This is a genomic window from Isoptericola sp. F-RaC21, from assembly GCF_038593535.1.
In the GTDB taxonomy this organism is placed as follows: domain Bacteria; phylum Actinomycetota; class Actinomycetes; order Actinomycetales; family Cellulomonadaceae; genus Isoptericola.
The window spans coordinates 604,563-626,713 of record NZ_JBCFYX010000003.1; the positions used below are offsets into that span (position 1 = coordinate 604,563).

General features: G+C 72.6%; 20 protein-coding genes. 10 read left to right on the forward strand and 10 right to left on the reverse strand.

Going from position 1 to position 22,151, the window contains the following annotated elements; translation table 11 throughout:
* Positions 1–45 precede the first annotated feature (45 nt).
* Positions 46–1,338: an Nramp family divalent metal transporter gene (locus AAG589_RS13345; RefSeq protein ID WP_430567728.1), complete on the forward strand. Its 1,293-nt coding sequence runs from the start codon at positions 46–48 to the stop codon at positions 1,336–1,338.
* A 7-nt stretch (positions 1,339–1,345) separates the two neighbouring features.
* Here AAG589_RS13345 and AAG589_RS13350 read toward each other — a convergent pair whose 3' ends face one another.
* Entirely contained in the window at positions 1,346–1,579 is a 234-nt protein-coding gene (locus tag AAG589_RS13350) for a hypothetical protein (protein ID WP_430567729.1), read from the reverse strand.
* A gap of 12 nt (positions 1,580–1,591) precedes the next feature.
* Positions 1,592–2,428 carry a helix-turn-helix domain-containing protein gene (locus AAG589_RS13355; protein WP_430567730.1) on the reverse strand — a complete coding sequence of 279 codons (837 nt, stop codon included), beginning with the start codon at positions 2,426–2,428 and terminating at the stop codon, positions 1,592–1,594.
* A 53-nt stretch (positions 2,429–2,481) separates the two neighbouring features.
* Between AAG589_RS13355 and AAG589_RS13360 the strand changes: the two genes are divergently transcribed.
* From AAG589_RS13360 to AAG589_RS13395, 8 genes are all read left to right on the forward strand, one after another.
* Positions 2,482–6,060, forward strand: a complete 3,579-nt coding sequence (locus AAG589_RS13360) for a bifunctional proline dehydrogenase/L-glutamate gamma-semialdehyde dehydrogenase (protein WP_430567731.1) — start codon at positions 2,482–2,484, stop codon at positions 6,058–6,060.
* A gap of 134 nt (positions 6,061–6,194) precedes the next feature.
* Positions 6,195–6,782 (forward strand): hypothetical protein, encoded by a 588-nt coding sequence (locus AAG589_RS13365; protein ID WP_430567732.1) that lies wholly within the window; start codon positions 6,195–6,197, stop codon positions 6,780–6,782.
* Positions 6,776–7,774, forward strand: coding sequence for a hypothetical protein (locus tag AAG589_RS13370; RefSeq protein ID WP_430567733.1), 999 nt, complete (start codon positions 6,776–6,778; stop codon positions 7,772–7,774). Before AAG589_RS13365 ends, AAG589_RS13370 begins: the two co-directional genes overlap by 7 nt.
* Positions 7,775–7,872: 98 nt before the next feature.
* Positions 7,873–8,460 (forward strand): hypothetical protein, encoded by a 588-nt coding sequence (locus tag AAG589_RS13375; protein ID WP_430567734.1) that lies wholly within the window; start codon positions 7,873–7,875, stop codon positions 8,458–8,460.
* Positions 8,454–9,470 (forward strand): hypothetical protein, encoded by a 1,017-nt coding sequence (locus AAG589_RS13380; RefSeq protein ID WP_430567735.1) that lies wholly within the window; start codon positions 8,454–8,456, stop codon positions 9,468–9,470. Before AAG589_RS13375 ends, AAG589_RS13380 begins: the two co-directional genes overlap by 7 nt.
* Positions 9,471–9,518: 48 nt before the next feature.
* Entirely contained in the window at positions 9,519–10,361 is an 843-nt protein-coding gene (locus AAG589_RS13385) for a patatin-like phospholipase family protein (RefSeq protein WP_430567736.1), read from the forward strand.
* The gene (locus tag AAG589_RS13390) at positions 10,358–11,419 is read left to right on the forward strand and encodes a 1-acyl-sn-glycerol-3-phosphate acyltransferase (RefSeq protein ID WP_430567737.1); all 1,062 of its coding nucleotides are present in this window, start codon (positions 10,358–10,360) and stop codon (positions 11,417–11,419) included. Before AAG589_RS13385 ends, AAG589_RS13390 begins: the two co-directional genes overlap by 4 nt.
* 100 nt (positions 11,420–11,519) lie before the next feature.
* Positions 11,520–13,130 (forward strand): APC family permease, encoded by a 1,611-nt coding sequence (locus AAG589_RS13395; protein ID WP_430567738.1) that lies wholly within the window; start codon positions 11,520–11,522, stop codon positions 13,128–13,130.
* Positions 13,131–13,211: 81 nt separating this feature from the next.
* Here AAG589_RS13395 and AAG589_RS13400 read toward each other — a convergent pair whose 3' ends face one another.
* The 7 genes from AAG589_RS13400 to AAG589_RS13430 form a co-directional block, all read right to left on the reverse strand.
* Positions 13,212–13,343 carry a hypothetical protein gene (locus AAG589_RS13400; RefSeq protein WP_430567739.1) on the reverse strand — a complete coding sequence of 44 codons (132 nt, stop codon included), beginning with the start codon at positions 13,341–13,343 and terminating at the stop codon, positions 13,212–13,214.
* Positions 13,344–13,362: 19 nt separating this feature from the next.
* Positions 13,363–14,373 carry a LacI family DNA-binding transcriptional regulator gene (locus AAG589_RS13405; protein ID WP_430567740.1) on the reverse strand — a complete coding sequence of 337 codons (1,011 nt, stop codon included), beginning with the start codon at positions 14,371–14,373 and terminating at the stop codon, positions 13,363–13,365.
* Positions 14,374–14,382: 9 nt separating this feature from the next.
* Positions 14,383–15,957, reverse strand: coding sequence for a glycoside hydrolase family 1 protein (locus tag AAG589_RS13410; RefSeq protein ID WP_430567741.1), 1,575 nt, complete (start codon positions 15,955–15,957; stop codon positions 14,383–14,385).
* A gap of 90 nt (positions 15,958–16,047) precedes the next feature.
* Positions 16,048–16,965 (reverse strand): carbohydrate ABC transporter permease, encoded by a 918-nt coding sequence (locus tag AAG589_RS13415; protein ID WP_430567742.1) that lies wholly within the window; start codon positions 16,963–16,965, stop codon positions 16,048–16,050.
* Positions 16,962–18,032: a carbohydrate ABC transporter permease gene (locus AAG589_RS13420; RefSeq protein WP_430567743.1), complete on the reverse strand. Its 1,071-nt coding sequence runs from the start codon at positions 18,030–18,032 to the stop codon at positions 16,962–16,964. The genes AAG589_RS13415 and AAG589_RS13420 overlap by 4 nt, the downstream gene beginning before the upstream one ends.
* 141 nt (positions 18,033–18,173) lie before the next feature.
* Positions 18,174–19,523 (reverse strand): ABC transporter substrate-binding protein, encoded by a 1,350-nt coding sequence (locus tag AAG589_RS13425; protein ID WP_430567744.1) that lies wholly within the window; start codon positions 19,521–19,523, stop codon positions 18,174–18,176.
* A gap of 184 nt (positions 19,524–19,707) precedes the next feature.
* Complete coding sequence (locus tag AAG589_RS13430) at positions 19,708–20,220, reverse strand: DUF2505 domain-containing protein (RefSeq protein ID WP_430567745.1); 513 nt, start codon at positions 20,218–20,220, stop codon at positions 19,708–19,710.
* Between the two features lie 63 nt (positions 20,221–20,283).
* On the opposite strand from AAG589_RS13430, the gene AAG589_RS13435 reads away from it, so the two are divergent.
* Positions 20,284–21,765: a sensor histidine kinase gene (locus tag AAG589_RS13435; protein ID WP_430568033.1), complete on the forward strand. Its 1,482-nt coding sequence runs from the start codon at positions 20,284–20,286 to the stop codon at positions 21,763–21,765.
* A 77-nt stretch (positions 21,766–21,842) separates the two neighbouring features.
* Here the strand turns inward: AAG589_RS13435 and AAG589_RS13440 are convergent, their stop codons facing one another.
* A complete protein-coding gene (locus AAG589_RS13440; RefSeq protein ID WP_166849954.1) occupies positions 21,843–22,091 on the reverse strand; it encodes a WhiB family transcriptional regulator in 249 nt (82 codons plus the stop codon).
* Between the last annotated feature and the right edge of the window lie 60 nt (positions 22,092–22,151).

Consider the following 22,151-nt stretch of genomic DNA (forward strand, 5'->3'; position numbering starts at 1 on the left):
ATGTCGCAGTTGGGGAGCAGCGATGAACCGGTAGCCTCCGGCGACATGGCTGACAAGGACGTCACATCACTCGACCGCGACCTCGACCACGGCTCCGACGTGGAACGGCCCCGCTGGCGCCTGGTGGGGCCCGGGCTCGTCGTCGCGGCGACCGGCATCGGCGCCGGGGACCTGGTCGCCACGCTCGTCGCGGGCAGCAAGTTCGGCTACGAGCTGCTGTGGGCGGCCGTGCTCGGCGTGATCATCAAGATCGTGCTGGTGGAGGGCGCGGGCCGCTGGTCGCTCGCCACGAACCGCACGATCTTCGACGGCTGGAAGTCGCTCGGGGCGTGGGCCAGCATCTACTTCGGCGTCTACATCGTGGTGTGGGGCTTCAGCTACGGCGCGGCGGCGATGTCGAGCTCGGCGCTGCCGCTGGTCGCGCTGTTCCCGCAGGTCGACCTGATCTGGTTCGCGATCGCCATGGGGCTCATCGGGGCGGCGATCGTCTGGCTCGGGAAGTACAAGATGTTCGAGTACGTCATCGCCGTGCTCGTGGGCGTCATGTTCGTGACGATCGTGGGCTCCGCGGTGCTCACCGTGCCGAACCTGGGCGAGATCGTCGGCGGCCTCGTGCCGCGCATCCCCGAAGGCTCCATCCTCTACACCCTCAGCCTCGCGGGCGGCGTCGGCGGCACCATCACGCTGGCGGCGTACGGGTACTGGCTCAAGGAGAAGGGCTGGCACACGCCCCGCTGGATGAAGGTCATGCGGATCGACAACGCCATGGCCTACGTGATCTCCGGCGTCTTCGTCATCTCGATGCTCATCGTGGGCGCCGAGCTCCTGTACTCCTCCGGCATCACCGTCGCCGACGGCGAGGGCGGCCTGGTCGACCTGGCCGACGTGCTCGCCGAGCGGTACGGGTCGTTCATGGCGCCGCTGTTCCTGATCGGGTTCTGGGCGTCGTCGTTCTCGTCCGTGCTCGGCGTGTGGAACGGCGTGTCGCTGATGTTCGCCGACTTCGTCGCGACCGTCCGGGGCCTGGCCGAGGACGACCCGCGGCGCAGGTCCGGCGGCAGCTACTACAGGGCGTACATCCTGTGGCTCACCTTCCCGCCGATGCTGTTGCTCCTGCTCGACAAGCCGATCGCCCTCGTGGTCGCGTACGGCGCGCTCGGCTCGCTGTTCATGCCGTTCCTGGCGATCACGCTGCTCATCCTCATGAACTCCTCGCGCGTGCCGCAGCGGTGGCGCAACAAGCCGCTCACCAACGTGATCCTGGCCCTCGTGGCGCTGATGTTCGTGGTGCTCGGCGTGCAGCAGCTCGTCGAGGCGCTGGCGCCGGTGCTGGGCTGAGCCGCCGTCAGTCGTCTCCGGCCCGGCGCCCGGGCCAGGTGCCGTTCCGCCTCGTCCGCAGCGCGACGACCGCCAGCACGAGGACGAGGGCGGCGAGCAGCAGGGTGGTGAGCTCGTGGCGCTGCCCGTGCGGCTCGAACAGGACGGGGATCGACACGACGAGCCCCGCACCGCTGAGGGCCAGCGCCGCAACGAGGACCACCCCGGGCGCACTCGTCGCGAGCCTCTTGAGGAACTGCACGCACTGCTCCTTTCAGTCGGGCCGCGGGCCCGCCGCGGTGCGGGCGCGGCGGCGGAACGACGACGGCGTCTCGCCCGTGAGGCGGGCGAAGGTGCGGGTGAACGACGGCTGGTCGTAGAACCCGGCGGCCGCGGCGACGTCGGCGAGCGGCGTCGTCGTGGATGTCAGCAGGTGCGCCGCGCGGTCCACGCGGGTGCGCAGGACGAGCTGGCGCGGCGAGAGCCCGAACACCTTGCGCACCCGCCGGTCCAGCACCGCCGGGGTGCTGCCCGACAGCCGCGCGAGGTCGGCCACGGACAGCGGCCGGCCGGGGGAGGTGTCGAGGTGCCGCTCGACGGCGGCGACCAGGCGGGCCATCGCGTCCATCGTCGCGTCGTCGGCGTCGCCCGAGCGCAGGTCCTGGGACACCGAGACCAGCCCGACGACGCGGCCGGCGGCGTCGCGCACGGGCAGCTTGGCGGTGAGGAACCAGCCGGGCGTGCCGCCCACGCGGCGGATCAGCTCGAGCTCGTTGCGCAGCGGACGGCCCGTGCGCAGCACCTCGGCGTCCTGCGCCTCGTAGCGCTCGGCCAGCTCGGGCACGAAGAGGTCGACGGCGCGGCGCCCCAGCACCTGGCGGCGGGAGCGCTCGTTGGTGCGGCGCACGAACACCTGGTTGACCGCGAGGTAGCGGCCGTCGGCGTCCTTCGCGCAGAACATGACGTCGGACAGCTCGTCCATCAGGTCCACCATCACGGGCGACAGCGCGGCCATGAGGGCGGCGGTGCCGGGCACGCCCGCGGACGCCTGCGCGGGCTCGCCCGCGACGTCTCCCGGCGTGCCGGTGGTGTTGTCGGAATCTGCGCCCATCGCGCGCCCGATCGTACAAGACGGGCCCCGGGCCGAGGGCGCACCCTGGGGGCATGAGTACCTCCGTTCCGGCGCGCGGCGGCGCCACCCCTTCCGCCGTGCAGAGCGCCCCCACCGACGCGGGCGCCGAAGCCCTGGTCGAGGACGCCGTCGCCCTCGCCCACCACTGGATCGCCGTCGCCTCCGGCTCGTCCGGGCGGGCCGGGTCGACCACCCGTGCCGACCGGAAGACCCGGGCCACCGCGGAGCGGCTCGGCTCGCTCGTCTCCGACCCGGCCGGCCTGGAGCTCGCCGTCGGGTTCGTCGACGACGTCGCGCGCCCCCAGGACGTCGGCGTCGCCGCCACCGCGCTCGCTCGCCTCGGCCAGGACGCCGGCTCGGCCACGTTCCTCGGCCCGGTCGACCGCACCCTGTTCAAGGTCGGCGCCGCCGTCGCGCCGGTACTGCCGTCCGTGGTGGTACCGGCCGCGCGCGTGCGCCTGCGCCAGCTCGTCGGCCACCTCGTCGCCGACGCCGGCAAGGGCCTCACCGCGCACCTCGCCCGCACCCGGGCCGAGGGCTACACGCTCAACGTCAACCTGCTCGGCGAGGCGGTGCTCGGCGACGACGAGGCCGCCGCCCGCCTGCAGCGCACCATCGACCTGGTGCGCCGGCCCGACGTCGACTACGTCTCCGTCAAGGTGTCCTCCGTGGCGGCGCAGCTCGTCGCCTGGGACCTGGACGGCTCGCGCGAGCGCGTCGTCGAGCACCTGCTGCCCCTGTACCGGGCCGCCCGCGACCACGGCGTCTTCCTCAACCTCGACATGGAGGAGTACAAGGACCTCGCGCTGACCACCGCCGTCTTCCGGCAGGTGCTCGACCGCGACGAGCTCCGCGACCTCGAGGCCGGCATCGTGCTGCAGGCCTACCTGCCCGACGCGATGGGCGCGCTCGACGAGCTCACCGAGTTCGCGCAGAAGCGCGTGGCCGACGGCGGCGCCCGCATCAAGGTGCGCCTCGTCAAGGGCGCCAACCTGGCGATGGAGCACGTCGAGGCCGAGCTGCACGACTGGGCGCAGGCGCCGTACCCCACCAAGCCGGACGTGGACGCCAACTACGTGCGCATCCTCGACCATCACCTGCGCGCCGACCGCACCGCCGCCGTCCGGCTGGGCGTCGCGTCGCACAACCTGTTCCACGTGGCGCTCGCGATCCTGCTCGGGCGGGCTCGCGGGGTCTCCGAGGGCCTCGACATCGAGATGCTGCAGGGCATGGCGCCCATCGAGGCGCGCCTCGTGCGCGACGAGGTCGCCAAGGACGGCGGCCACGTCGTGCTGTACACGCCGGTGGTGCGCGACGAGGACTTCGACGTCGCCATCTCCTACCTCGTGCGCCGGCTCGAGGAGAACGCCGCCGAGCAGAACTTCCTGCACGCCGCGTTCGCGCCCGCGTCCGGGACGGGCGGGGTCGAGGCCACCCCGATGGAGCGCCAGGAGCTCGCCTTCCGCGCGTCCGTGACGCACGGCGTGCACTACCAGCCGGTAGACGTCGCGCCCCGGCGCCGCGACCGGTTCGCGCCCACGTCGCTGGTTGAGCCTGTCGAAACCCGGGTTTCGACAGGCTCAACCACCGGGGCGGATTCGACACGCTCGACCAACGGTGAGGGGGAGTTCCGCAACGCCGTCGACACCGACCCGGCCGTGGCCGCCCACCGTGCGTGGGCGCGCAGCGTCGTCGGGCCGGACTCCGGGTTCGTGCCCGTCCAGGCCCCCGAGGTCACCTCGACCGCGGCGATCGACGACGCCGTCGCGCGCGCCGTCGCCGCCCAGCGCGCCTGGGGTTCCGTGGCGCCCGCCGACCGCGCCCGCGTGCTGCGTGCCGCCGCCCGCGAGCTCGAGGCCCGCCGCACGGACCTCGTGGCCGCGATGGTGCACGAGCCGGGCAAGACCGTCGCCGAGGCCGACCCGGAGGTCAGCGAGGCGATCGACTTCGCCAACTACTACGCCGCGATGGCCGAGGCCCTGGAGCAGGTGGACGGCGCCACCTTCACGCCGGACGGCGTCACCCTGGTCACGCCGCCGTGGAACTTCCCCGTCGCCATCCCCACGGGCGGCGCGCTCGCGGCGCTCGCGGCCGGGTCGACCGTGCTCGCCAAGCCGGCGCCGACGACGCCGCGCTGCTACGAGCTGGCGATCGAGGCCGTCCACGCCGGTCTCGACGAGGTCGCTCCGGAGATCGGGCTCGACCCGAGCGTGGCGCGAGACGTCGTGCAGTTCCTGCGGGTGCCCGACGGCGACCTCGGCCAGCACCTCGTGACGCACCCGGACGTGGCCCGCGTGATCCTCACCGGCTCCATCGAGACGGCGGAGCTGTTCGCCTCCTGGCGGCCGGAGCGCCCCGTCCTCGCGGAGACGTCGGGCAAGAACGCGCTGGTCGTGACGCCCTCGGCGGACCTCGACCTCGCCGTGTCCGACCTGGTCAAGAGCGCCTTCGGCCACGCGGGGCAGAAGTGCTCGGCCGCGTCGCTGGTCATCCTGGTCGGCTCCGTGGGCGACCCGTCCACCGAGACGGGCAAGCGGTTCCGCCGCCAGCTCGTCGACGCGGTGCAGTCGCTCGCGGTCGGCTCGCCCACCGAGCTGTCCACCGTCATGGGCCCGCTCACCGAGCCCGCGCAGGGCAAGCTGCTGCGCGCCCTCACGACGCTCGAGCCGGGGGAGTCGTGGCTGGTGCGCCCGCGCCGACTGGACGACGCGGCGGCGGCGGCCGGGATCGAGGCGGACCGGCTCTGGTCGCCGGGCCTGCGCGACGGTGTCGCCCCCGGGTCGTTCTTCCACCTCACCGAGGTGTTCGGCCCCGTGCTCGGCATCATGACCGCCAAGGACCTGGACGAGGCGATCCGCCTCCAGAACCAGGTGGACTTCGGCCTCACCGCGGGCATCCACTCCCTCGACGACGACGAGATCGCCACCTGGCTCGACCGCGTCGAGGCCGGCAACGTGTACGTCAACCGGCACATCACGGGCGCCATCGTGCAGCGGCAGTCGTTCGGCGGCTGGAAGGCCTCGGCCGTGGGCCCGGGCGCGAAGGCCGGCGGCCCCAACTACGTCGCCGAGCTGGGCGCGTGGGCGGACGCCGACGGCGTGCCGTCGCGCACGAACGACCCCGAGGGCTGGCTCGCCGCGGCGCAGGCGTCGGACGACGCGGCCTGGGCCGCCGAGATCGGCGTCGGGCACGACAAGTCGGGCCTGACGGTGGAGGAGAACACCTTCCGCTACCGGCCGATCGACCGCCTCACGGTGCGCGTCGGCGACGGCGCGCTGCCGATCGAGGTGCGGCGCGTGCTCGCGGCGGCGAAGCGGGCCGGCGTGCCCGCCGTCGTCGTCCCGGACACCGACAGCGGGTGGGGCGTGCCCCACGAGGCGCCCGTGTCCCACGCGGACTTCGCCGCCGCCGTCGCCGCGGGCCGGGTCACCGGCCGCGTCCGCGTGATCGGCGCCGCGCCGGGCCTGCGCGAGGCCGCGGCGACGCGCCTGGGCACGGTGACGGTGCTCGACGCCCCGGTGGTCGCCAGCGGCCGCCGCGAGCTGCTCGCCGTCGTGCGGGAGCAGGCCGTCAGCCGCACCCGGCACCGGTACGGGCACGTGCACGCCTGACGGCACCCGCCGCACGCCCCGCCGCGGGACGGCCCTCACGGCCCTGCGGCGGGGCGCGCCCGGTATCCTTGGCCCCGATCCGACCCCATGACGTGCCCGCGTGCATCGAGCGGCACCCGACGCAGAGGACCCTCATGCACCAGACCCGGACGCGCCCTGCCCTGATGGCCGGCGCGCTCGTCGCGGCCGTCGGGGCACTCGCGGCCTGCTCGGCCGGCGCGGACGATCCCGCTGCCGCGCCGCCCGCCAGCCCGAGCCCTTCGCCGTCGCCCACCGTGGACGCGGTCGAGCGCGAGAGCGTGGAGGCCGCCGAGCAGACGCTGCAGGACTTCTACGAGCTGGGCGCGAAGGTCAGCAACTCCGGCTTCGCCAACTGGCAGGTCATGCAGGGCTTCTGGACCGACGACGAGCAGTGGCAGGCCCAGCGGGCCACCTACGAGCAGCGCGTCGCGGACGGGTGGACGACCGAGGGCGCCGCCACCTTCACGGACGTGAAGGCCACCGACGTCGATACCGGCGACGAGGAGCCCGGGGACGAGCGGGTGACCCTCGAGGTGTGCAACGACGCCTCCGGCGTCACGACCCTCGACAAGGAGGGCGCGAAGGTTCCCCGGGCCGAGGGCGTGCCGGAACGGTTCATCGTCGTCTACACGATGAGCGCGCGCGACGAGGGCCGATGGGGCATCGACAGCCGCGAGGCCGACACGGAGCAGGCGTGCTGAGGCGGGTCGCGCGTGTCGTGGCCGTGCTGATGCTGTTCACCGGGGTGGCCGTCGCGCCGTCGGTCGCGACCCCGGCGCCCGCCGTGGCCGGACCCTGCACCGGCCAGGGCGGCGCCGACAACGACGGCAACGTCAGCGGCGATGTGACCTGCCCGGGGGAGGACGGCGACGACGGCTCGCATGGCGAGAGCTCCGGACCCGGTGGCGGGTCTCGGGTATGCGAGTACGACGGCGAAGAGATCCCCTGCAAGACCGACCAGGGGGTCTTCGTCGACGGCTGCTACCGCAAGCTGATGGACCCGCAGCCGCCCAAGGACGAGGGCATTTGGCACGGCAAGGACGAGGGGTACATCGTCTCGTGCGTACCGCCCTACGAGCAGTGCACCGACGACATGCCGACGGAACACATGTACGTGTGCAGGGGTGGGCCGATCTGGCAGCCGGAGCCGCCGCCCACAGAGGTGGGCCCGTCACCCGCGGAGCTGGCGGACCGCGCGGTGGCGCGGATGCAGCTGACGATGGGCGAGATCGGCTCGACCCCGCCGACGTCGGAGGTGGACGGGAACGCCATCGGGATCGTGGGGATGCCCGTCTGGCTGTGGGTGTCCAACCCGGCGGACAACACGACCGGACCGATCACGGAGTCCGAGACGGACGGCGGGCTCACCGTGACCGTCGACGGGACGCTGGACCGGATCGTGTGGACGCTGACCGACGACGACACGGGAGCCGTGTACGCCACCACGACGTGCGCAGGCTCGCGTGCGCCGGGGACCCCGTGGTCGGAGGCGGTCAGCAACGACGCCCGCCCGTCGCCGACGTGCGGGTTCGACGGGGCGGAGAACCGCCGCGCCGGGAACATCACGGTGACGGGCACGGCGTACTGGACGGTGGAGTGGGAAGGCGGCGGAGTGGACGGCACCATCGACGTGCCGCCCCAGACGCGCGAGGCGTCCCTCGCGATCGGTGAGGCCCAGGTCCTCGTGCAGTGAGGCGCCCGTCTGGTGGGACGCGGTGGCGCGTTCCGCGGCAGGGACGTTAGCCTCCGGCACCTTGAGGTCCCCGCCCCGACGATGAGGAGCGACCGCCGATGACCACGCCCCCTCGTGCTCTGGCCGCAGCGACGTTCGGCCTAGCGCTCGTCGGCGCGGTCGCCGGCTGCGGTGAGGGTGCCGCTGCCGGCCCGCCGCCGGCGTCGTCGGAGCCCGCTCCGAGCCCGTCGCCCAGCCTGTCCGAGTCCGAGCAGCTCGAGCAGCAGAACGTCCAGGACGTGCGCACGGCGCTCGACGAGTACTACGCGCTCGCGTCGCAGGTCGCGAACGACGGCTACGACGGCTGGGAGGAGCTGCGGCAGTTCTGGAGCAGCGACCAGTGGGAGTCGCTCAGCGTCGCCTACCAGGGATCCGAGAAGGACGGCCTGTCCACCGAGGGGACGACCCTCGTGGACGGGATGACCGTCGCGTCGTACGAGGCCGGGGACGGGGAGCCGGGGTACGAGCGCATGGTGGTCGACCTGTGCGTGGACGCCTCCGGGTCGACGCCATTGGACGCCGACGGCTCGCCGGTGCCCCGGGGTGACGCACCGCCGCGGTTCGTCGCGCACTACACGATGCAGCATCAGGGCCCGGACGAGGCCTGGCTCATCGCGGAGTTCGAAGGGACGGACCGGTCGTGCTGAGCAAGGTTCGGGCGCTGCTCGTGCTGGCGCTGGCGGTCCTTGCCACCGCGGTGGCTGCCCCCGGGGCGGCGGCCGAGGTCACGTGCCGGGCGGGCGAGGTGCCGGTCACGCAGCAGATGCCCGACGGCACCACCTATGTCGTCGACTGTCAGAGGCCCGTGGACCCGGGGGGTCCCCCGCCGCGCGACCCGGACGATGACACCTCCGGCGACACCTCGGGCGGCGCCTCGCCCGAGTGCACGCTGGACAGCGGCAAGGTCATCCCGTGCTCGACCGATAAGGGCCGGTGGGACCAGGGGCGGCAGTGCTACGCGAGCGTGAACGAGGACCCGCCGCCGAAGGGCTCGCCCATCTGGGAGGGGCACGACGAGGGGTACATCATCAGCTGCGTCCTCTACTGGAACTGCCCTGAGACCGGCGGCGTGGGCGAGTGGCGCTGCCAGGTGCAGTCGTACTGGTCGCTCCGACCGCCCGGCGTGACAGGGCCGTCGGCGCTGGAGCTGGCGGAGCGCGCGGTGGCGCGCATGCAGATGTCGATGGGGGAGATCGGCTCGACGCCGCCGTCGACGGAGGTGGACGGTGACGCGATCGGGATCGTGGGGATGCCCGTCTGGCTGTGGGTGTCGAACCCGGGGGAAAGCACGACCGGGCCGATCACACGGTCGGAGTCGGACGGCGGCCTGGCGGTGACGGCCACGGCGACGGTCGACCGGATCGAGTGGTCCCTGACCGATGACGACACGGGCAAGGTGTACGCCACGACGACGTGCGCGGGCGACCGTGCGCCGGGGACCCCGTGGTCGGAGGCCGTCAGCGACGACGCCAGCCCGTCCCCGACCTGCGGGTTCGACGGGGCGGAGAACCGTCGTGCCGGGAACATCACGGTGACGGGCACGGCGTACTGGACGGTGGAGTGGGAAGGCGGCGGGGAGAACGGCACCATCGACGTGCCGCCGCAGACGCGTGAGTCGACGCTCGCGATCGGTGAGGCTCAGGTCCTCGTGCAGTAGCCCGGTGTCGCCGTGCCGCCCGTACGCCGGCGTGGCACGATCGCGGCCATGACGGTGGCGTTCGTGCTCGGCGGCGGCGGTGTGCGCGGCGCGGTCGAGGTGGGCATGCTGCAGGCGCTGTTCGAGTCGGGCGTCACGCCCGACCTCGTGGTCGGGACGTCGATCGGGGCGATCAACGGCGCGGCGGTGGCCGCGGACCCGAGCATCGCCGTCGTCGACACGCTGGGCGCGGCCTGGGCGTCGTCGACGGCGGACGAGGTCTACGGCGAGCCGTGGTACCGCCAGCTCACGCGGCTCGCCCGCTCGCGCACGCACCTGTACGACCCCGCCGCGCTGCGGCGGCTCATCGCCGGCACGCTGGGCGAGCACACCACCTTCGAGGACCTCGAGGTGCCCCTCGTCGTCGTCGCGGCGAGCATCGAGCGGGCGTCGGAGCACTGGTTCGACTCCGGGCCGCTGGTCGAGGCGGTGCTCGCCTCGGCGTCGGTGCCGGGCGCGCTGCCGCCGACCGAGATCGGGGGCGAGCACTTCGTGGACGGCGGCATGGTGAACTCCATCCCGCTCGGCGAGGCCGTCCGCCGCGGCGCGACCACCGTGTACGTGCTGCAGGTGGGCCGGGTCGAGGAGCCGCTCGCGGTGCCCGCCAAGCCGTCCGACGTCGCGCGCGTGAGCTTCGAGATCGCCCGGCGGCACCGCTACTTCCGGGAGCTGGAGGAGGCGCGCCAGGTCGCGACCGTGCACGTGCTGCCCTCCGGCGGCGCGCTGCCGGGGGACGAGAAGCTCGGCGCGTTCCGGCGCATGGACTCCACCGCGGCACGCATCGAGCAGTCGTACACCGCCGCGCGGGACTACCTCGCCGCCCTGCCGCCCCACGAGGCGGGACGGCCGTGATCGCGCCCCCGCCGCGGTGGGTCCGGCGGGTCGTGCTGGCGCCCCTCGTGGTGCTGGCGGCGGTGCTGCTGGTGCCCACGTCGATCATGCTCGCCCTGGTCGTCGGGGCCGCGCTGACCTGGCTGCTGCCGGGGCGGCTGCGGGTGCTGCGCCTGCTGTGGATGGCGTCGTTCTACGTGCTGTGGGACGCGGCCGCCCTGGTGGTGCTGTTCGCGCTCTGGGTGGCGTCCGGGTTCGGGCTGGCGATGGACCGGCCGTGGGTGCAGCGGTCGCACGTCGCCGTCGCGCGGTGGGCGCTGGCGGTCCTGTTCTGGCAGGTGCGCTGGACGCTGCGGCTGCGGATCGTCGTGGACGTCCCGACCGGCGCGACGCTGCCCGACGCGCCCGTCCTCGTGCTCAGCCGGCACGCCGGGCCGGGGGACTCGTTCATCCTGGTCGACACCCTGCTCGGCCGCGCGCGCCGTACGCCCGCCATCGTCCTCAAGGACACCCTGCAGTGGGACCCGGCGGTCGACGTCCTCCTGAACCGGCTGCCCGCGGCGTTCGTCACCCCGCTGTCGCGGCGGCGGCCGGGTCAGCCCGGTGCGGCCGAGACCATCGCGCGGATCTCCGCCGACCTGGGCCCCGACGGGGCGCTCGTGTTGTTCCCCGAGGGCGGCAACGTGACGCCGAAGCGCCGCGCGCACCGGATCGCGACGCTGCGGGCCCGCGGCAAGGACGCGCTGGCGGCCCGCGCCGAACGGATGCCGCACGTCATGGTGCCGCACGCCGGCGGGTTCCTGTCCGCGCTCGGCGCCGTGCCGGCCGATGCCGCGGTGCTGGTCGTCGCGCACACCGGGCTGGACCGGCTCGTCACCGTGCGGGACATCTGGCGCGAGCTGCCCATGGACAAGGAGATCGTCCTGGGCGGGGAACTCACGCGGGTCGCGGACCTGCCCCCGGACGTCGAGGGGCGCGAGCTGTGGCTCTTCGACCAGTGGGAGCGCGTGGACGCCTGGATCTCGGCGCACGACGCGGACCGACCGGCGGTGCGGTCCCGCTCGGATCGGCCCCGCTGAACGCCCCGTTCACCGATGTCGTAGCGTCGTGTAGGGTCTCCCAGCCGCCGAGACCCGGTGGTACAGACCACTCCAGTAAGGAGCCTCAACGATGCAGCTCATGCGGAGACGCTCGATCGAAGCGACGATCGCGGTGTCCGACGAGCCCCAGCGCCAGCTCAAGCGCACCCTCGGAGCCTGGGACCTCGTGGTCCTGGGCATCTCCGTCGTCATCGGCGCCGGCATCTTCTCCAAGGCCGCCCAGGTCTCGGCGACCCAGACGGGGCCGTCCGTCGTGATCTCGTTCGTCATCGCCGGCGTCGTCTGCGCGCTGGCGGCGCTGTGCTACGCCGAGTTCGCCTCGTACATGCCGGTGGCCGGCTCCGCGTACACGTTCTCGTACGCGTCGATGGGCGAGCTGCTCGCCTGGATCATCGGCTGGGACCTCATCCTCGAGATGTTCTTCGCCGCGTCCGTCGTCGCGAAGGCGTGGGGGCTGTACTTCGACAACTTCCTCAACGTGTTCGGTCTGGGCGGCGTGGACGCCGAGGGCGTCGCGTCCGGCATCCACAACACCGTGCACCTCGGGGGCGTCTCCTTCGACTGGGGCACCGCGATCCTCATCGCCGTGCTCGCCACCCTCCTCGCGGTCGGCACCAAGCTCTCGACCCGCGTCACGGGCGTCCTCACGGCCATCAAGGTCGCCATCGTGCTGCTCATCATCGTGGTGGGCTTCGCGTTCTTCAGCGCGTCGAACCTGAGCCCGTTCGTGCCGAGCCCGGAGTCGTTCGGCGAGTCCACGACGCACGGCACCACGATGACCCAGACCCTCTTCTCGTGGATGGCCGGCGCCGAGCTCTCCGTGGGCGGCGTCATGGGCATCCTCGCGGGCGCCGGCACGGTGTTCTTCGCCTTCATCGGGTTCGACGTCGTCGCCACCGCGGCGGAGGAGACCAAGAACCCCCGCCGGAACGTGCCGCGCGGCATCCTGGGCGGCCTCGCGATCTGCACCGGCCTCTACATCGCCGTCTCGATCGCGCTGTCTGGCATGGCCACCCCGCAGCAGCTGCGCGACGCCACGCCCGACGGCGGCGCGTCCGCGACGATCATCACCGCGTTCCAGCTGCAGCCGAACGCCCCGGCGTGGGCCACCCAGGTGATCACGGTCGGCATCCTCGTGGGCCTGACCACCGTGGTCATGGTGCTCATGCTCGGCCTGACCCGCATCGTGTTCGCGATGAGCCGTGACGGCCTGCTGCCGCGCGGCATGTCCAAGACGTCCGAGAAGCGCGGCACCCCGGTGACGATCCAGGTCGGCACCGCCGTGCTGCTCGTGATCGTGACCTGCTTCTTCTCCGTCGACGTGCTCGGCAACATGGTGAACATCGGCACCCTGTCGGCGTTCGTGCTGGTGAGCTTCGGCGTCCCGATCCTGCGCCGTCGTCAGCTCAAGGCCGGCGGCGGCGAGGCCAGCGCCGACCACTTCAAGGTGCCGTGGTCGCCCGTGCTGCCGATCGTCTCGGGCGTCCTGTGCCTGTGGCTGATGCTCCAGCTGGACGTCGAGACCTGGCTGCGGTTCCTCGTGTGGCTCGCGCTCGGGTTCGCGATCTACTTCGGCTACAGCTACCGCAACTCGCAGCTGGGCAAGAACCCCGACCAGCTCGCCGTCGACTACCGCGAGGCCCTGCAGACGGCCGTCGGCGTCGACGACGACACCCCGCGTCGCGACTGACCGCGCACGCCCGACACGCCACGGCGGCCCGTCAGGACACTCTGACGGGCCGCCGTCGCGCGTCCCGGGGCGGGACGGCGGTCAGCCGACGGGAACCCGCCGGCCGCGCCCGAACGCCGCGACGACGTCGTCCGGCACGGGCAGGCCGACGTTGTTGCCGCCGGTCGCGAGCAGGGTCGTGGTGAAGGTCTGGACCGTGGGCGCCTCGCTCATGGGGCGACCGTAGCGAGCGTCAGGCCGACTCGCCCTCGACGAGCCGTGGCACGAAGATCTGCGGCCTGACGGGCACGTCGTCGCCGGCGAGGACGTCGAGCAGCGTCGCCGTCGCGGCCGTGACCATCTCGACGACGGGCTGCAGCACGGTCGTCAGCCGCGGCGTCGTCCGCTCCGCGCCGAGGGCGTCGAAGCCGACCACCGCGACGTCGTCGGGCACCCGCCGGCCGGACTCGCGCAGCACCTGCAGCGCGCCCGTGGCCATGAGGTCCGACGCCGCGAAGACGCCGTCGACGTCGGGGTGCCGCGCGAGGATGCGTGCCATCGCGTCGGCCCCGCCGGCCACCGTGAAGTCGCCGTTCTCCACGGCGACGGCCGGCAGCCCGGCATCCTCGAGCGTGTGCCGCCAGGCGTCCTGACGGTCGACGGCCGCGGTCATGTCGGGCGGGCCGGTGATGGTGGCGACGCGGGTGCAGCCGCGGTCCACGAGGCGCTGGGTGGCCGTGCGCCCGCCCGCGGCGTTGTCCACGTCGACGAAGTGCAGCGACTCCGTGTCGAACGGGCGGCCGACGAACACGGCGGGCAGGTGCGAGTGGGTCAGCTCGGACTCGAGCTGGTCCTCCTTGTGGTGCGACGCCACGATGACGCCGTCCACGTGCCCGGACCGCAGGTAGCGCGCGATGTGGCCCGGCGGCTCGCCGGGGCGGGCGAGCAGCAGCACGAGCTGCAGCTCCGTGCCCGTCAGCCCCTCGCTCACGCCGCGCAGCACGCCCGCGAGGAACGGGTCGGTGAGGATGCGGGCGTCGGGCTCGGGCACCACGAGGGCGATCGAGTCGGTGCGGCGGGTGACCAGCGAGCGGGCCGCCCGGTTCGGCGCGTACCCGAGGCGGGCGACGGCGTCGTCCACCGCGGTCTGGGCCTCGGGCGACACCCGGTCGCCGCCGTTGATGGCGCGCGAGGCCGTGGACCGCGAGACCCCCGCGGCCCGGGCGACGTCGTCCAGCGTGGGGCTGGCGTGCTCGATGACCACGTGCGGAGACTACTCTGCGTCCGCGGCCGAGCCGCCGGTCCCGGCGCCGCGCGCCGGCACGACGCCCGTGCGGGCGACCTCGGCGTACCAGCGGCCGGAGGACTTCACGGTGCGCGCTTGCGTCTCGTAGTCCACCCGGACCAGGCCGAAGCGCTTGGAGTAGCCGAGGGCCCACTCGAAGTTGTCCATGAGCGACCACGCGAAGTAGCCGCGCACGTCCGCGCCGGCATCGATCGCGTCGCGGACGGCGCGCAGGTGCGCGTCGACGAACGCGAGACGGTCCGGGTCGTCGACGCTGCCGTCGGCCTGCACGACGTCCGGGTACGCGGCGCCGTTCTCGGTGACGAACATCGACGTGCCGCGGGGTCCGGTGTAGTCGCGCTGCAGCCGGGTCAGCAGGCGGGTCAGGCCCTCGGGCTGCACCTCCCAGCCCATGTCCGTGAGCGGGAGGCCGCGGTTGTGGTGGTGGATGCCGTCCGGCACCGGGTTGGGGGAGCGGGTCTCCCACACGGCGGCGTCGGCGCGCTCGCCGCCCGGGTCGGCCGTGCCCGCGGGCGCCTCTCCGGCCGGGCCCTGCGGCGTGGCGGAGACCGCGCCGCCGTTGTAGTAGTTGACGCCGAGCACGTCGATCGGCGTGGAGATGGCCTCGAGGTCCCCGTCGCGCACGACGTCGGCGAACCCGAGGTGCGCGACGTCGTCGAGCAGGTCCTGCGGGTACGCGCCGCGCAGGATCGGGTCGAGGAAGAAGCGGTTGAACATGCCGTCGTCGCGGCGCGCGGCGTCGACGTCCGCCGGGTCCGTCGGGTCGACCGGGTCGGAGACCGTGAAGTTGAGCGTGAGGCCGAGCACCGCCTCGGGGTCCCGATCGCGCAGCGCCCGCACCGCCTCGCCGTGGGCGAGCATGAGGTGGTGGGCGGCGGTGAGCCCGTCGGCCGGGGACTTCCGGCCGGGGGCGTGCGCGCCGGCCGTGTAGCCGAGGAACGCGGAGCACCACGGCTCGTTGAGCGTGGTCCACACCTTGACCCGGTCGCCGAGCGCCTCGTGCATCGTCACGGCGTAGTCGACGAATCGCGCCGCGGTGTCGCGGTTGGGCCACCCGCCGAGCTCCTCGAGCGCCTGCGGCAGGTCCCAGTGGTACAGCGTCAGCCAGGGCAGCACGTCGGCGGCGAGGAGCTCGTCGACCAGGCGCGAGTAGAAGTCCAGGCCCTCCTGGTTCACGGTCTTGCCGTCGGGCACCACCCGGGCCCACGACGTCGAGAACCGGTACGCGTCGAGGTTCAGGCGCCGCATGAGCGCCACGTCCTCGCGGTAGCGGTGGTAGTGGTCGTCGGCGACGGACCCGTCGTCGCCGTTCACCACGGCGCCCGGGATGCGGCAGAAGGCGTCCCAGATCGAGTCCTCGCGGCCGCCCTCGGTCGACGCGCCCTCGATCTGGAAGGCGGCCGTGGCGGTGCCCCAGAGGAAGCCGTCGGGGAACGTGACCGCCCCGGTGGCGTGCGGGGAGCTCGTGAGGGGTGCGGTGGGCGTGAACGGCACAGCCGTGCCGGGGGCCGCCCGGCGCGCGCCGGGGGTGGGGAGGGTCATGGATTCGGATCTTTCCATCAGGTTTCGGGCCTCGCAGCCGCACGGTCAGGCGGCTGCGTAGGCGTGTCGACGTGCGAGGCAGGCTCGCGCTCAGCCCTTGACGGCGCCGGACATGATTCCTGCGACGAGCTGCTTGCCGACGACCACGAACAGCAGCAGGAGGGGCAGCGTCACGAGGAAGATGCCGCCCATCACGAGCGAGTAGTCGACGAAGTAGTTGGACTGCAGCGCCTTCACGGCCAGGGTGAGCGTCGGGTTGGTGTTGTTCAGGACGATGGAGGGCCAGAAGTACATCGTCCACTGCTGCACGAACCAGAACAGGCCGAGCATGAACGCCGCCGGGCGTGCGGCGGGCAGCGCGACCGACCAGAAGGTGCGGATCATCGACGCCCCGTCGACGCGGGCCGCCTCGATGAGCTCGTAGGGCAGCGCCTCGGAGAGGTACTGCGTCATCCAGAAGACGCCGAACGCCGCGATCATCGCGGGCAGGATCACGGCCTGGATCTTGCCGACCCAGCCGATGTCCGACATGAGGATGTACAGCGGGATGACGCCGAGCTGCGTGGGCACGGCCATCGTCGCGATGGTGAACACCAGCAGCGGGCCGCGGCCCCGGAAGCGCAGCTTGGCGAAGGAGTAGCCGGCCAGCGTGGAGAACAGCACCACCGACAGCGACGTCACGACCGAGATGACGAGCGAGTTCGCCAGCGCGGTCCAGAAGTTGACCGACGTCGACTCGATGACGTCGCGGAAGCGCTCGAAGATGCTCGCATCGGGCAGCCACTGCGGTATCGCGCTCTTCGAGATCGTCACGGAGTCGGACGACCCCAGGAGCAGGGTGAAGTACAGCGGGAAGATCGAGATCAGCAGCGCGATGCCGAGCAGGGTGTAGGTGACCCATCCCGGGCGGCGCTGGAGGCCACCGGCGCTGCGCCGGGTCCGGCGTCTCGCGGCCTGGACGGCGGCGCGCTTGCCCGCGGTCTGAGCGGTGACGGCGACGGAGGTCATCGGTTCACTCCCGAGGTGTTGGTCCGCGCGCCGGCAGCCTTGGCGCGGGCGAGGGCTGCCCGGCGTTCGCGACGGTCGAGCTTGGTCTTGTGCCCGTCCGAGGTCGAGATCCGCCGGGTGACGACGAAGTTGACGAAGCCGATGCACACGATGATGAGGAACAGCAGCCAGGCGACCGCGGACGCCTTTCCGAGGCTGCCCTGGTTGCCCCAGGCGATGTCGTACAGGTAGACGACGGTGGTCATCCAGTCGCGGTTCGGGCCCCCGAGGCCGTCGGAGTCGAACATCCGGACCTCGTCGAAGATCTGCAGGCCGCCGATCGTGGAGGTGATGACGACGAAGATGATCGTGGCGCGGATCTGCGGGACGGTGACGGAGAAGAACTGGCGGAACCGACCGGCGCCGTCGAGGACGGCGGCCTCGTAGAGCTCACGCGGGACGGCCTGCATCGCGGCCAGGAAGATCAGCGCATTATAGCCGACCCAGCGGAAGTTCACCATCGTGGCGATCGCGACGTGGCTGGCGAGCCGGTCGCTGTGCCAGGCGATCGGGTCGATGCCCAGCGATCCCAGCATCGTGTTGATGAGCCCGTACTGGTCGGCGAACATGCGACCGAAGATCATCGACACCGCGACGGGAGCGACGACGTACGGGACGAGCACGCCCATCCGCCAGAAGGTCGCGGCCCGCAGGTTCTGGTCGAGGAGCGCGGCGATGGTGATCGCGAGGATCACCTGCGGCACGGACGAGAGGACGAAGATCGAGAACGTGTTGACGAGCGACTTCCAGAAGTTCTCCTCGCCCAGCACGGTGGTGAAGTTCGCCAGCCCGACGAAGTCGCCCTGCCCGCCCAGCAGGCTCCAGTCGTACAGCGACACGTACGCCGTGTACAGGAGCGGGACGAGTCCAGTGATCGCGAAGATCACGAAGAACGGGGAGATGTACAGGTAGGGGGAGAGCTTGACGTCCCACCGGCTCAGGCGCCGGGAGAATCCCAGCCGTCGGGGGGGACGCTGCGGTCTCCCGCCGTGGCGGGCCGCGGACTGTGGGGGTGACAAGACTGCCATCAGCTCTTCCTGGAGGTCGCCGGGCACGGGGGGATGACCGGTAGGGGCGGGAGACCGATGCGGGGGCACCGGCCGGACGTGACCGGTTCCGGGGGCGCGGCGGCCGCGCCCCCGGAACTGGTCACCTGCAGGTCAGCGGGGTCACGACCCGGCGGAGGCGTTGGCCGTCTGGACGGCCTTGTCCCAGGCCGCCTGCGGGTCCTCACCACGGTCGACGTTCAGGGTGGCGTCCATGAGGGCGTCCTGGAAGTCGAAGAAGTGCGTGCCCTTGAACGGCATCGTCTTCAGCTGCTCGGCGCGCTTGGTGAAGATCTTGCCGACCGGAGCGTCGTTGAAGAACGAGTTGGTGTAGGACTGCACGGCGTCAGAGGCCTGCGCGTCGACCTGCGACGGGAAGGTCCCGGCCTCCTCGAAGGCTGCGGTCTGGTTCTCGGGGTTCGTCAGCCAGGCCGCGAGCTCCTTGGCCTCCGCGGTGTGCTCGCCCGAGGCCGGCACGGTGAGGAACGAGCCGCCCCAGTTGCTCCCGCCGCCGGGGAGGACGTCGGCGACGTTCCAGCCGTCGACCCCTCCGGAGTTGCCCTCGATCGGGCCGGTCATCCACGGCGGGCAGATCTGGGTGGCGAAGGCGTCCTTCTGGAAGCTCGCGTTCCAGTCCTCCTCCCACTGCTTGAAGCCGGCGGACAGGCCGTCGGCCGAGGCCTGGGTGACCGTGTCGTAGACGTCCCGGACCTCCTTGTTGGACTTCAGGTCCTTCGGCTCACCCGACTCGGGGTCCTCGTACGGGGCCTCGAGCTGGTTGATCATCGACTGGAACAAGGGCTGCGAGCTGTCGTACCACGCCGCGTCCGACTTGGCCGTGAACTTCTTGCCCACCTCGAGGTAGTCGTCCCAGGTGGCGTCGTCGCCGCCGAGCAGCTCGGCGACCTTGTCGGGGTCGCTGGGCAGGCCGGCCTTCTCGAACAGGTCGGCGCGGTAGCAGATCGCCGAGGGGCCGATGTCGGTGCCGTAGCCGAGGAGCTTGCCGTCGGGTGTCGTGGCCTGCTCGACCTTCCAGTCGAGCCAGCGGCCGTCGAGCTCCGGGTCGCTGAGGTCCTCGAAGAGGTCGGGGTACTGCAGCACCATCTTGGGGAACCAGTCGACGTCGACGGCCTCGACGTCCGCCAGGCCCGCGCCGCCCGCGGCGAGCTTGGTCTGCAGGTTGGCGAGCGCGTCGTCGGCGGTGGCGGCCTTGACCTGCTTGACGGTGATGTTCGGGTGGTCCTCGGTGTACCTCGCGAGGAGCTCGTCGGTGTAGCCGAACTGGTTGAACGTGGCGACGGTCAGGGTGATCTTCTCGTCGCCGGAGGCGGTGTCGTCGCCGTCCGAGCCGCCGCAGGCGGTCAGGGCGAGGGCGAGGGTCGCGACGCCGGCGGTCGCCGCGACGACGCGGCGGGTCCGGCGGGTGGGTCGAGTGCTGCTGAGCACGGTGACTCCCTTGTCTGGGTCGGGCATGCGAGATGGAGGGTTGGTAGCGCTCCCACCTCCATGGTGGTAGCGCTCCCACAGCCAGGTCATGATGCTCGCCGTCGATGGTGACGAAAGTCAAGCCCGTCGCGGGCGCCGATGCCGTTCCGTGATGAATGCGGTGGCGTCGTCGCAGGTCAGCGAGCTGAGCCGCAGACGCGTGTCCGGATCGTTACCGGTCTTCACCCGGTGTGGCGAGCCACTCCTGGCCGGCCGCGCCCTCCGCCTCGAGGGTCGACCGGACCGCTCGCGCGGCCGCCTCCGCCACCGCGGCGCCGAAGAGCGGCACCGTGGCGCGGACCTCGCCGTCGTAGACCTGCCGGGTGCCGCCGTCGGGCGTCGGCTCCAGCCGGACCGTCCCGGTCACGCGCACCGGCGCACCGGCGATCTCGACCGCGATGGTGCCGGTGCGCCGGCCGCCCGAGGGCGCTTCCCACACCTCCGCCTGCCGCACCTCCAGGTGGTCGCCGACGAACGGCCGCACCTGGGCGGGGATGAGGTCGGTGGGCAGCGTGCGCCGCACGGCGATGGTGAAGCCGTCGGCCGGGCTGCCGGTCACGTCGGCCTGCTCGACGCGGCCGCCCGGGCCGCGCAGCGCACGCCAGCGGATGAACGCCTCGTCGGCGAGCATCGCCACGACGGCGTCGGCGTCCGCCGCGTACGTCAGCTCCACGGTCAGGTGCACGAGGTCACCCTACCGACGCCGGCCGGGAGCGGAAGCGCCCGTAGGCTGGTGGGCGTGTCCGCCATGAGTGACCTCATCGCCCAGAACACCGACCTCTCCGAGGGAGACGCCGAGTGGTTGCACCTCCTCGTGGGCGACTGGCAGCTCGTGTCAGACCTCGCCTTCGCCGACCTGGTGCTGTGGCTCCCGACGTCCGACGGTGGCTTCGTCGCGCTCGCCCAGTGCCGGCCGTCCACGGGTGCCACCGTGCACTACGACGACATCGTCGGGTCGTTCGCCCCCGACGGGCAGCGCCCGCAGCTCGCGGCGGCCATGACGGAGGTACGGGCGCAGCGCTCCCGCGAGCCGCGCTGGTTCGGCGCCTACGCCGTGCGCGAGGAGGCCGTGCCCGTGGTGCACGAGGGCCGTCCGATCGCCGTCGTCGCCCGCCAGACCAACCTCGGCTCCGGGCGCACGCCCAGCCGCCTCGAGCTGAACTACGTCGAGTCCGCCGACGACATCCTCGCGATGATCGCGCGCGGCGAGTACCCCGCCACCAACGCCGCCACCGGGCCCCGCCGCGGCGCCCCGCGCGTCGGCGACGGGCTGATCCGGCTCAACTCCGAGGGCGAGGTGCTGTACGCCAGCCCGAACGCGCTGTCGTGCTTCCACCGGCTCGGCGTCATCGGGCCGCTGGTCGGGCAGTCGCTCGTCGAGGTGACCGCCGACATCGTGCAGCACCAGGACACGGTCGACGAGTCGCTGCCCCTCGTCGTCATGGGGCGCGCGCCGTGGCGCACCGACATCGAGGCCAAGGGGGTGGCCCTGTCCCTGCGCGCGCTGCCGCTCACGGACCACGGGCAGCGCATCGGCGCCGTGCTCCTGTGCCGCGACGTGTCGGAGCTGCGCCGGCGCGAGCGCGAGCTCATGACCAAGGACGCGACGATCCGCGAGATCCACCACCGCGTGAAGAACAACCTCGCCACCGTGGCCGCGCTGCTGCGCCTGCAGGCGCGCCGGATGGACGTGCCCGAGGCGCGGGCGGCGCTGGAGGAGGCGATGCGGCGGGTCGCGACCATCTCGATGGTGCACGAGTCCCTCTCGCAGACCCTGGACGAGCACGTCGAGCTCGACGACATGCTGAGCCGCGCGCTGCGGCTCGCCGCCGACGTCGCCTCGACGCGCACGCAGGTGCGCACCCGGCAGACCGGGTCGTTCGGCATGGTGCCGGCGCAGGACGCCACGCCGCTCGCGCTGGTCCTCACCGAGCTGGTGACGAACGCCGTCGAGCACGGCTTCCCCGGGCGCGAGTCGGGCAACGTCGAGATCGACGTGCAGCGCGACGGGGCGTCGATGCGCGTGGTCGTGGCCGACGACGGCGTGGGGATGCCGGAGGGCATCGCCACGCTGGGGCGCGCGTCGCGCAGCGGCCTGGGGTCGCAGATCGTGCAGACCCTCGTGACGAACGAGCTGGGCGGCACCATCGACTGGGAGGCGCGCGACGGCGGAGGCACGCAGGTCGTGCTCGAGCTGGAGCTGCGCGACGGCCAGTCCGTGCCGAAGTAGAGGGGCGACTCGCCCAGACAGAGAAGGGGACGGTCCGCACCAGGTGCGGACCGTCCCCTTCTCTCGCGGCGGAGGCGTCAGCCGGCGCGGCGGGCGCGCGCGGTGCGGCGCTTGAGCGCCCGGCGCTCGTCCTCGCTCATGCCGCCCCAGACGCCGGCGTCCTGGCCGGACTCGATGGCCCACTTGAGGCACGTGTCGACGACGTCGCAGCGACGGCAGACGGCCTTGGCCTCCTCGATCTGCAGGAGCGCGGGGCCGGTGTTGCCGATGGGGAAGAAGAGCTCAGGGTCCTCGTCGAGGCAGGCGGCCTTGTGGCGCCAGTCCATGTCATCTCCTCGGTCAGGGGGACCTGGTCCGTCGAAGGGGCGCGCGCGGGCGCGCCAAAC

Bases quoted from the DNA above. Each gene is read 5' to 3' on its own strand.
- AAG589_RS13345 (WP_430567728.1), top strand. From the start codon at position 46: ATGGCTGACAAGGACGTCACATCACTCGACCGCGACCTCGACCACGGC.
- AAG589_RS13355 (WP_430567730.1), bottom strand. From the start codon at position 2,428: ATGGGCGCAGATTCCGACAACACCACCGGCACGCCGGGAGACGTCGCG.
- AAG589_RS13360 (WP_430567731.1), top strand. From the start codon at position 2,482: ATGAGTACCTCCGTTCCGGCGCGCGGCGGCGCCACCCCTTCCGCCGTG.
- AAG589_RS13365 (WP_430567732.1), top strand. From the start codon at position 6,195: ATGCACCAGACCCGGACGCGCCCTGCCCTGATGGCCGGCGCGCTCGTC.
- AAG589_RS13375 (WP_430567734.1), top strand. From the start codon at position 7,873: ATGACCACGCCCCCTCGTGCTCTGGCCGCAGCGACGTTCGGCCTAGCG.
- AAG589_RS13385 (WP_430567736.1), top strand. From the start codon at position 9,519: ATGACGGTGGCGTTCGTGCTCGGCGGCGGCGGTGTGCGCGGCGCGGTC.
- AAG589_RS13395 (WP_430567738.1), top strand. From the start codon at position 11,520: ATGCGGAGACGCTCGATCGAAGCGACGATCGCGGTGTCCGACGAGCCC.
- AAG589_RS13400 (WP_430567739.1), bottom strand. From the start codon at position 13,343: ATGAGCGAGGCGCCCACGGTCCAGACCTTCACCACGACCCTGCTCGCG.
- AAG589_RS13410 (WP_430567741.1), bottom strand. From the start codon at position 15,957: ATGACCCTCCCCACCCCCGGCGCGCGCCGGGCGGCCCCCGGCACGGCT.
- AAG589_RS13415 (WP_430567742.1), bottom strand. From the start codon at position 16,965: ATGACCTCCGTCGCCGTCACCGCTCAGACCGCGGGCAAGCGCGCCGCC.
- AAG589_RS13420 (WP_430567743.1), bottom strand. From the start codon at position 18,032: ATGGCAGTCTTGTCACCCCCACAGTCCGCGGCCCGCCACGGCGGGAGA.
- AAG589_RS13425 (WP_430567744.1), bottom strand. From the start codon at position 19,523: ATGCCCGACCCAGACAAGGGAGTCACCGTGCTCAGCAGCACTCGACCC.
- AAG589_RS13435 (WP_430568033.1), top strand. From the start codon at position 20,284: ATGAGTGACCTCATCGCCCAGAACACCGACCTCTCCGAGGGAGACGCC.
- AAG589_RS13440 (WP_166849954.1), bottom strand. From the start codon at position 22,091: ATGGACTGGCGCCACAAGGCCGCCTGCCTCGACGAGGACCCTGAGCTC.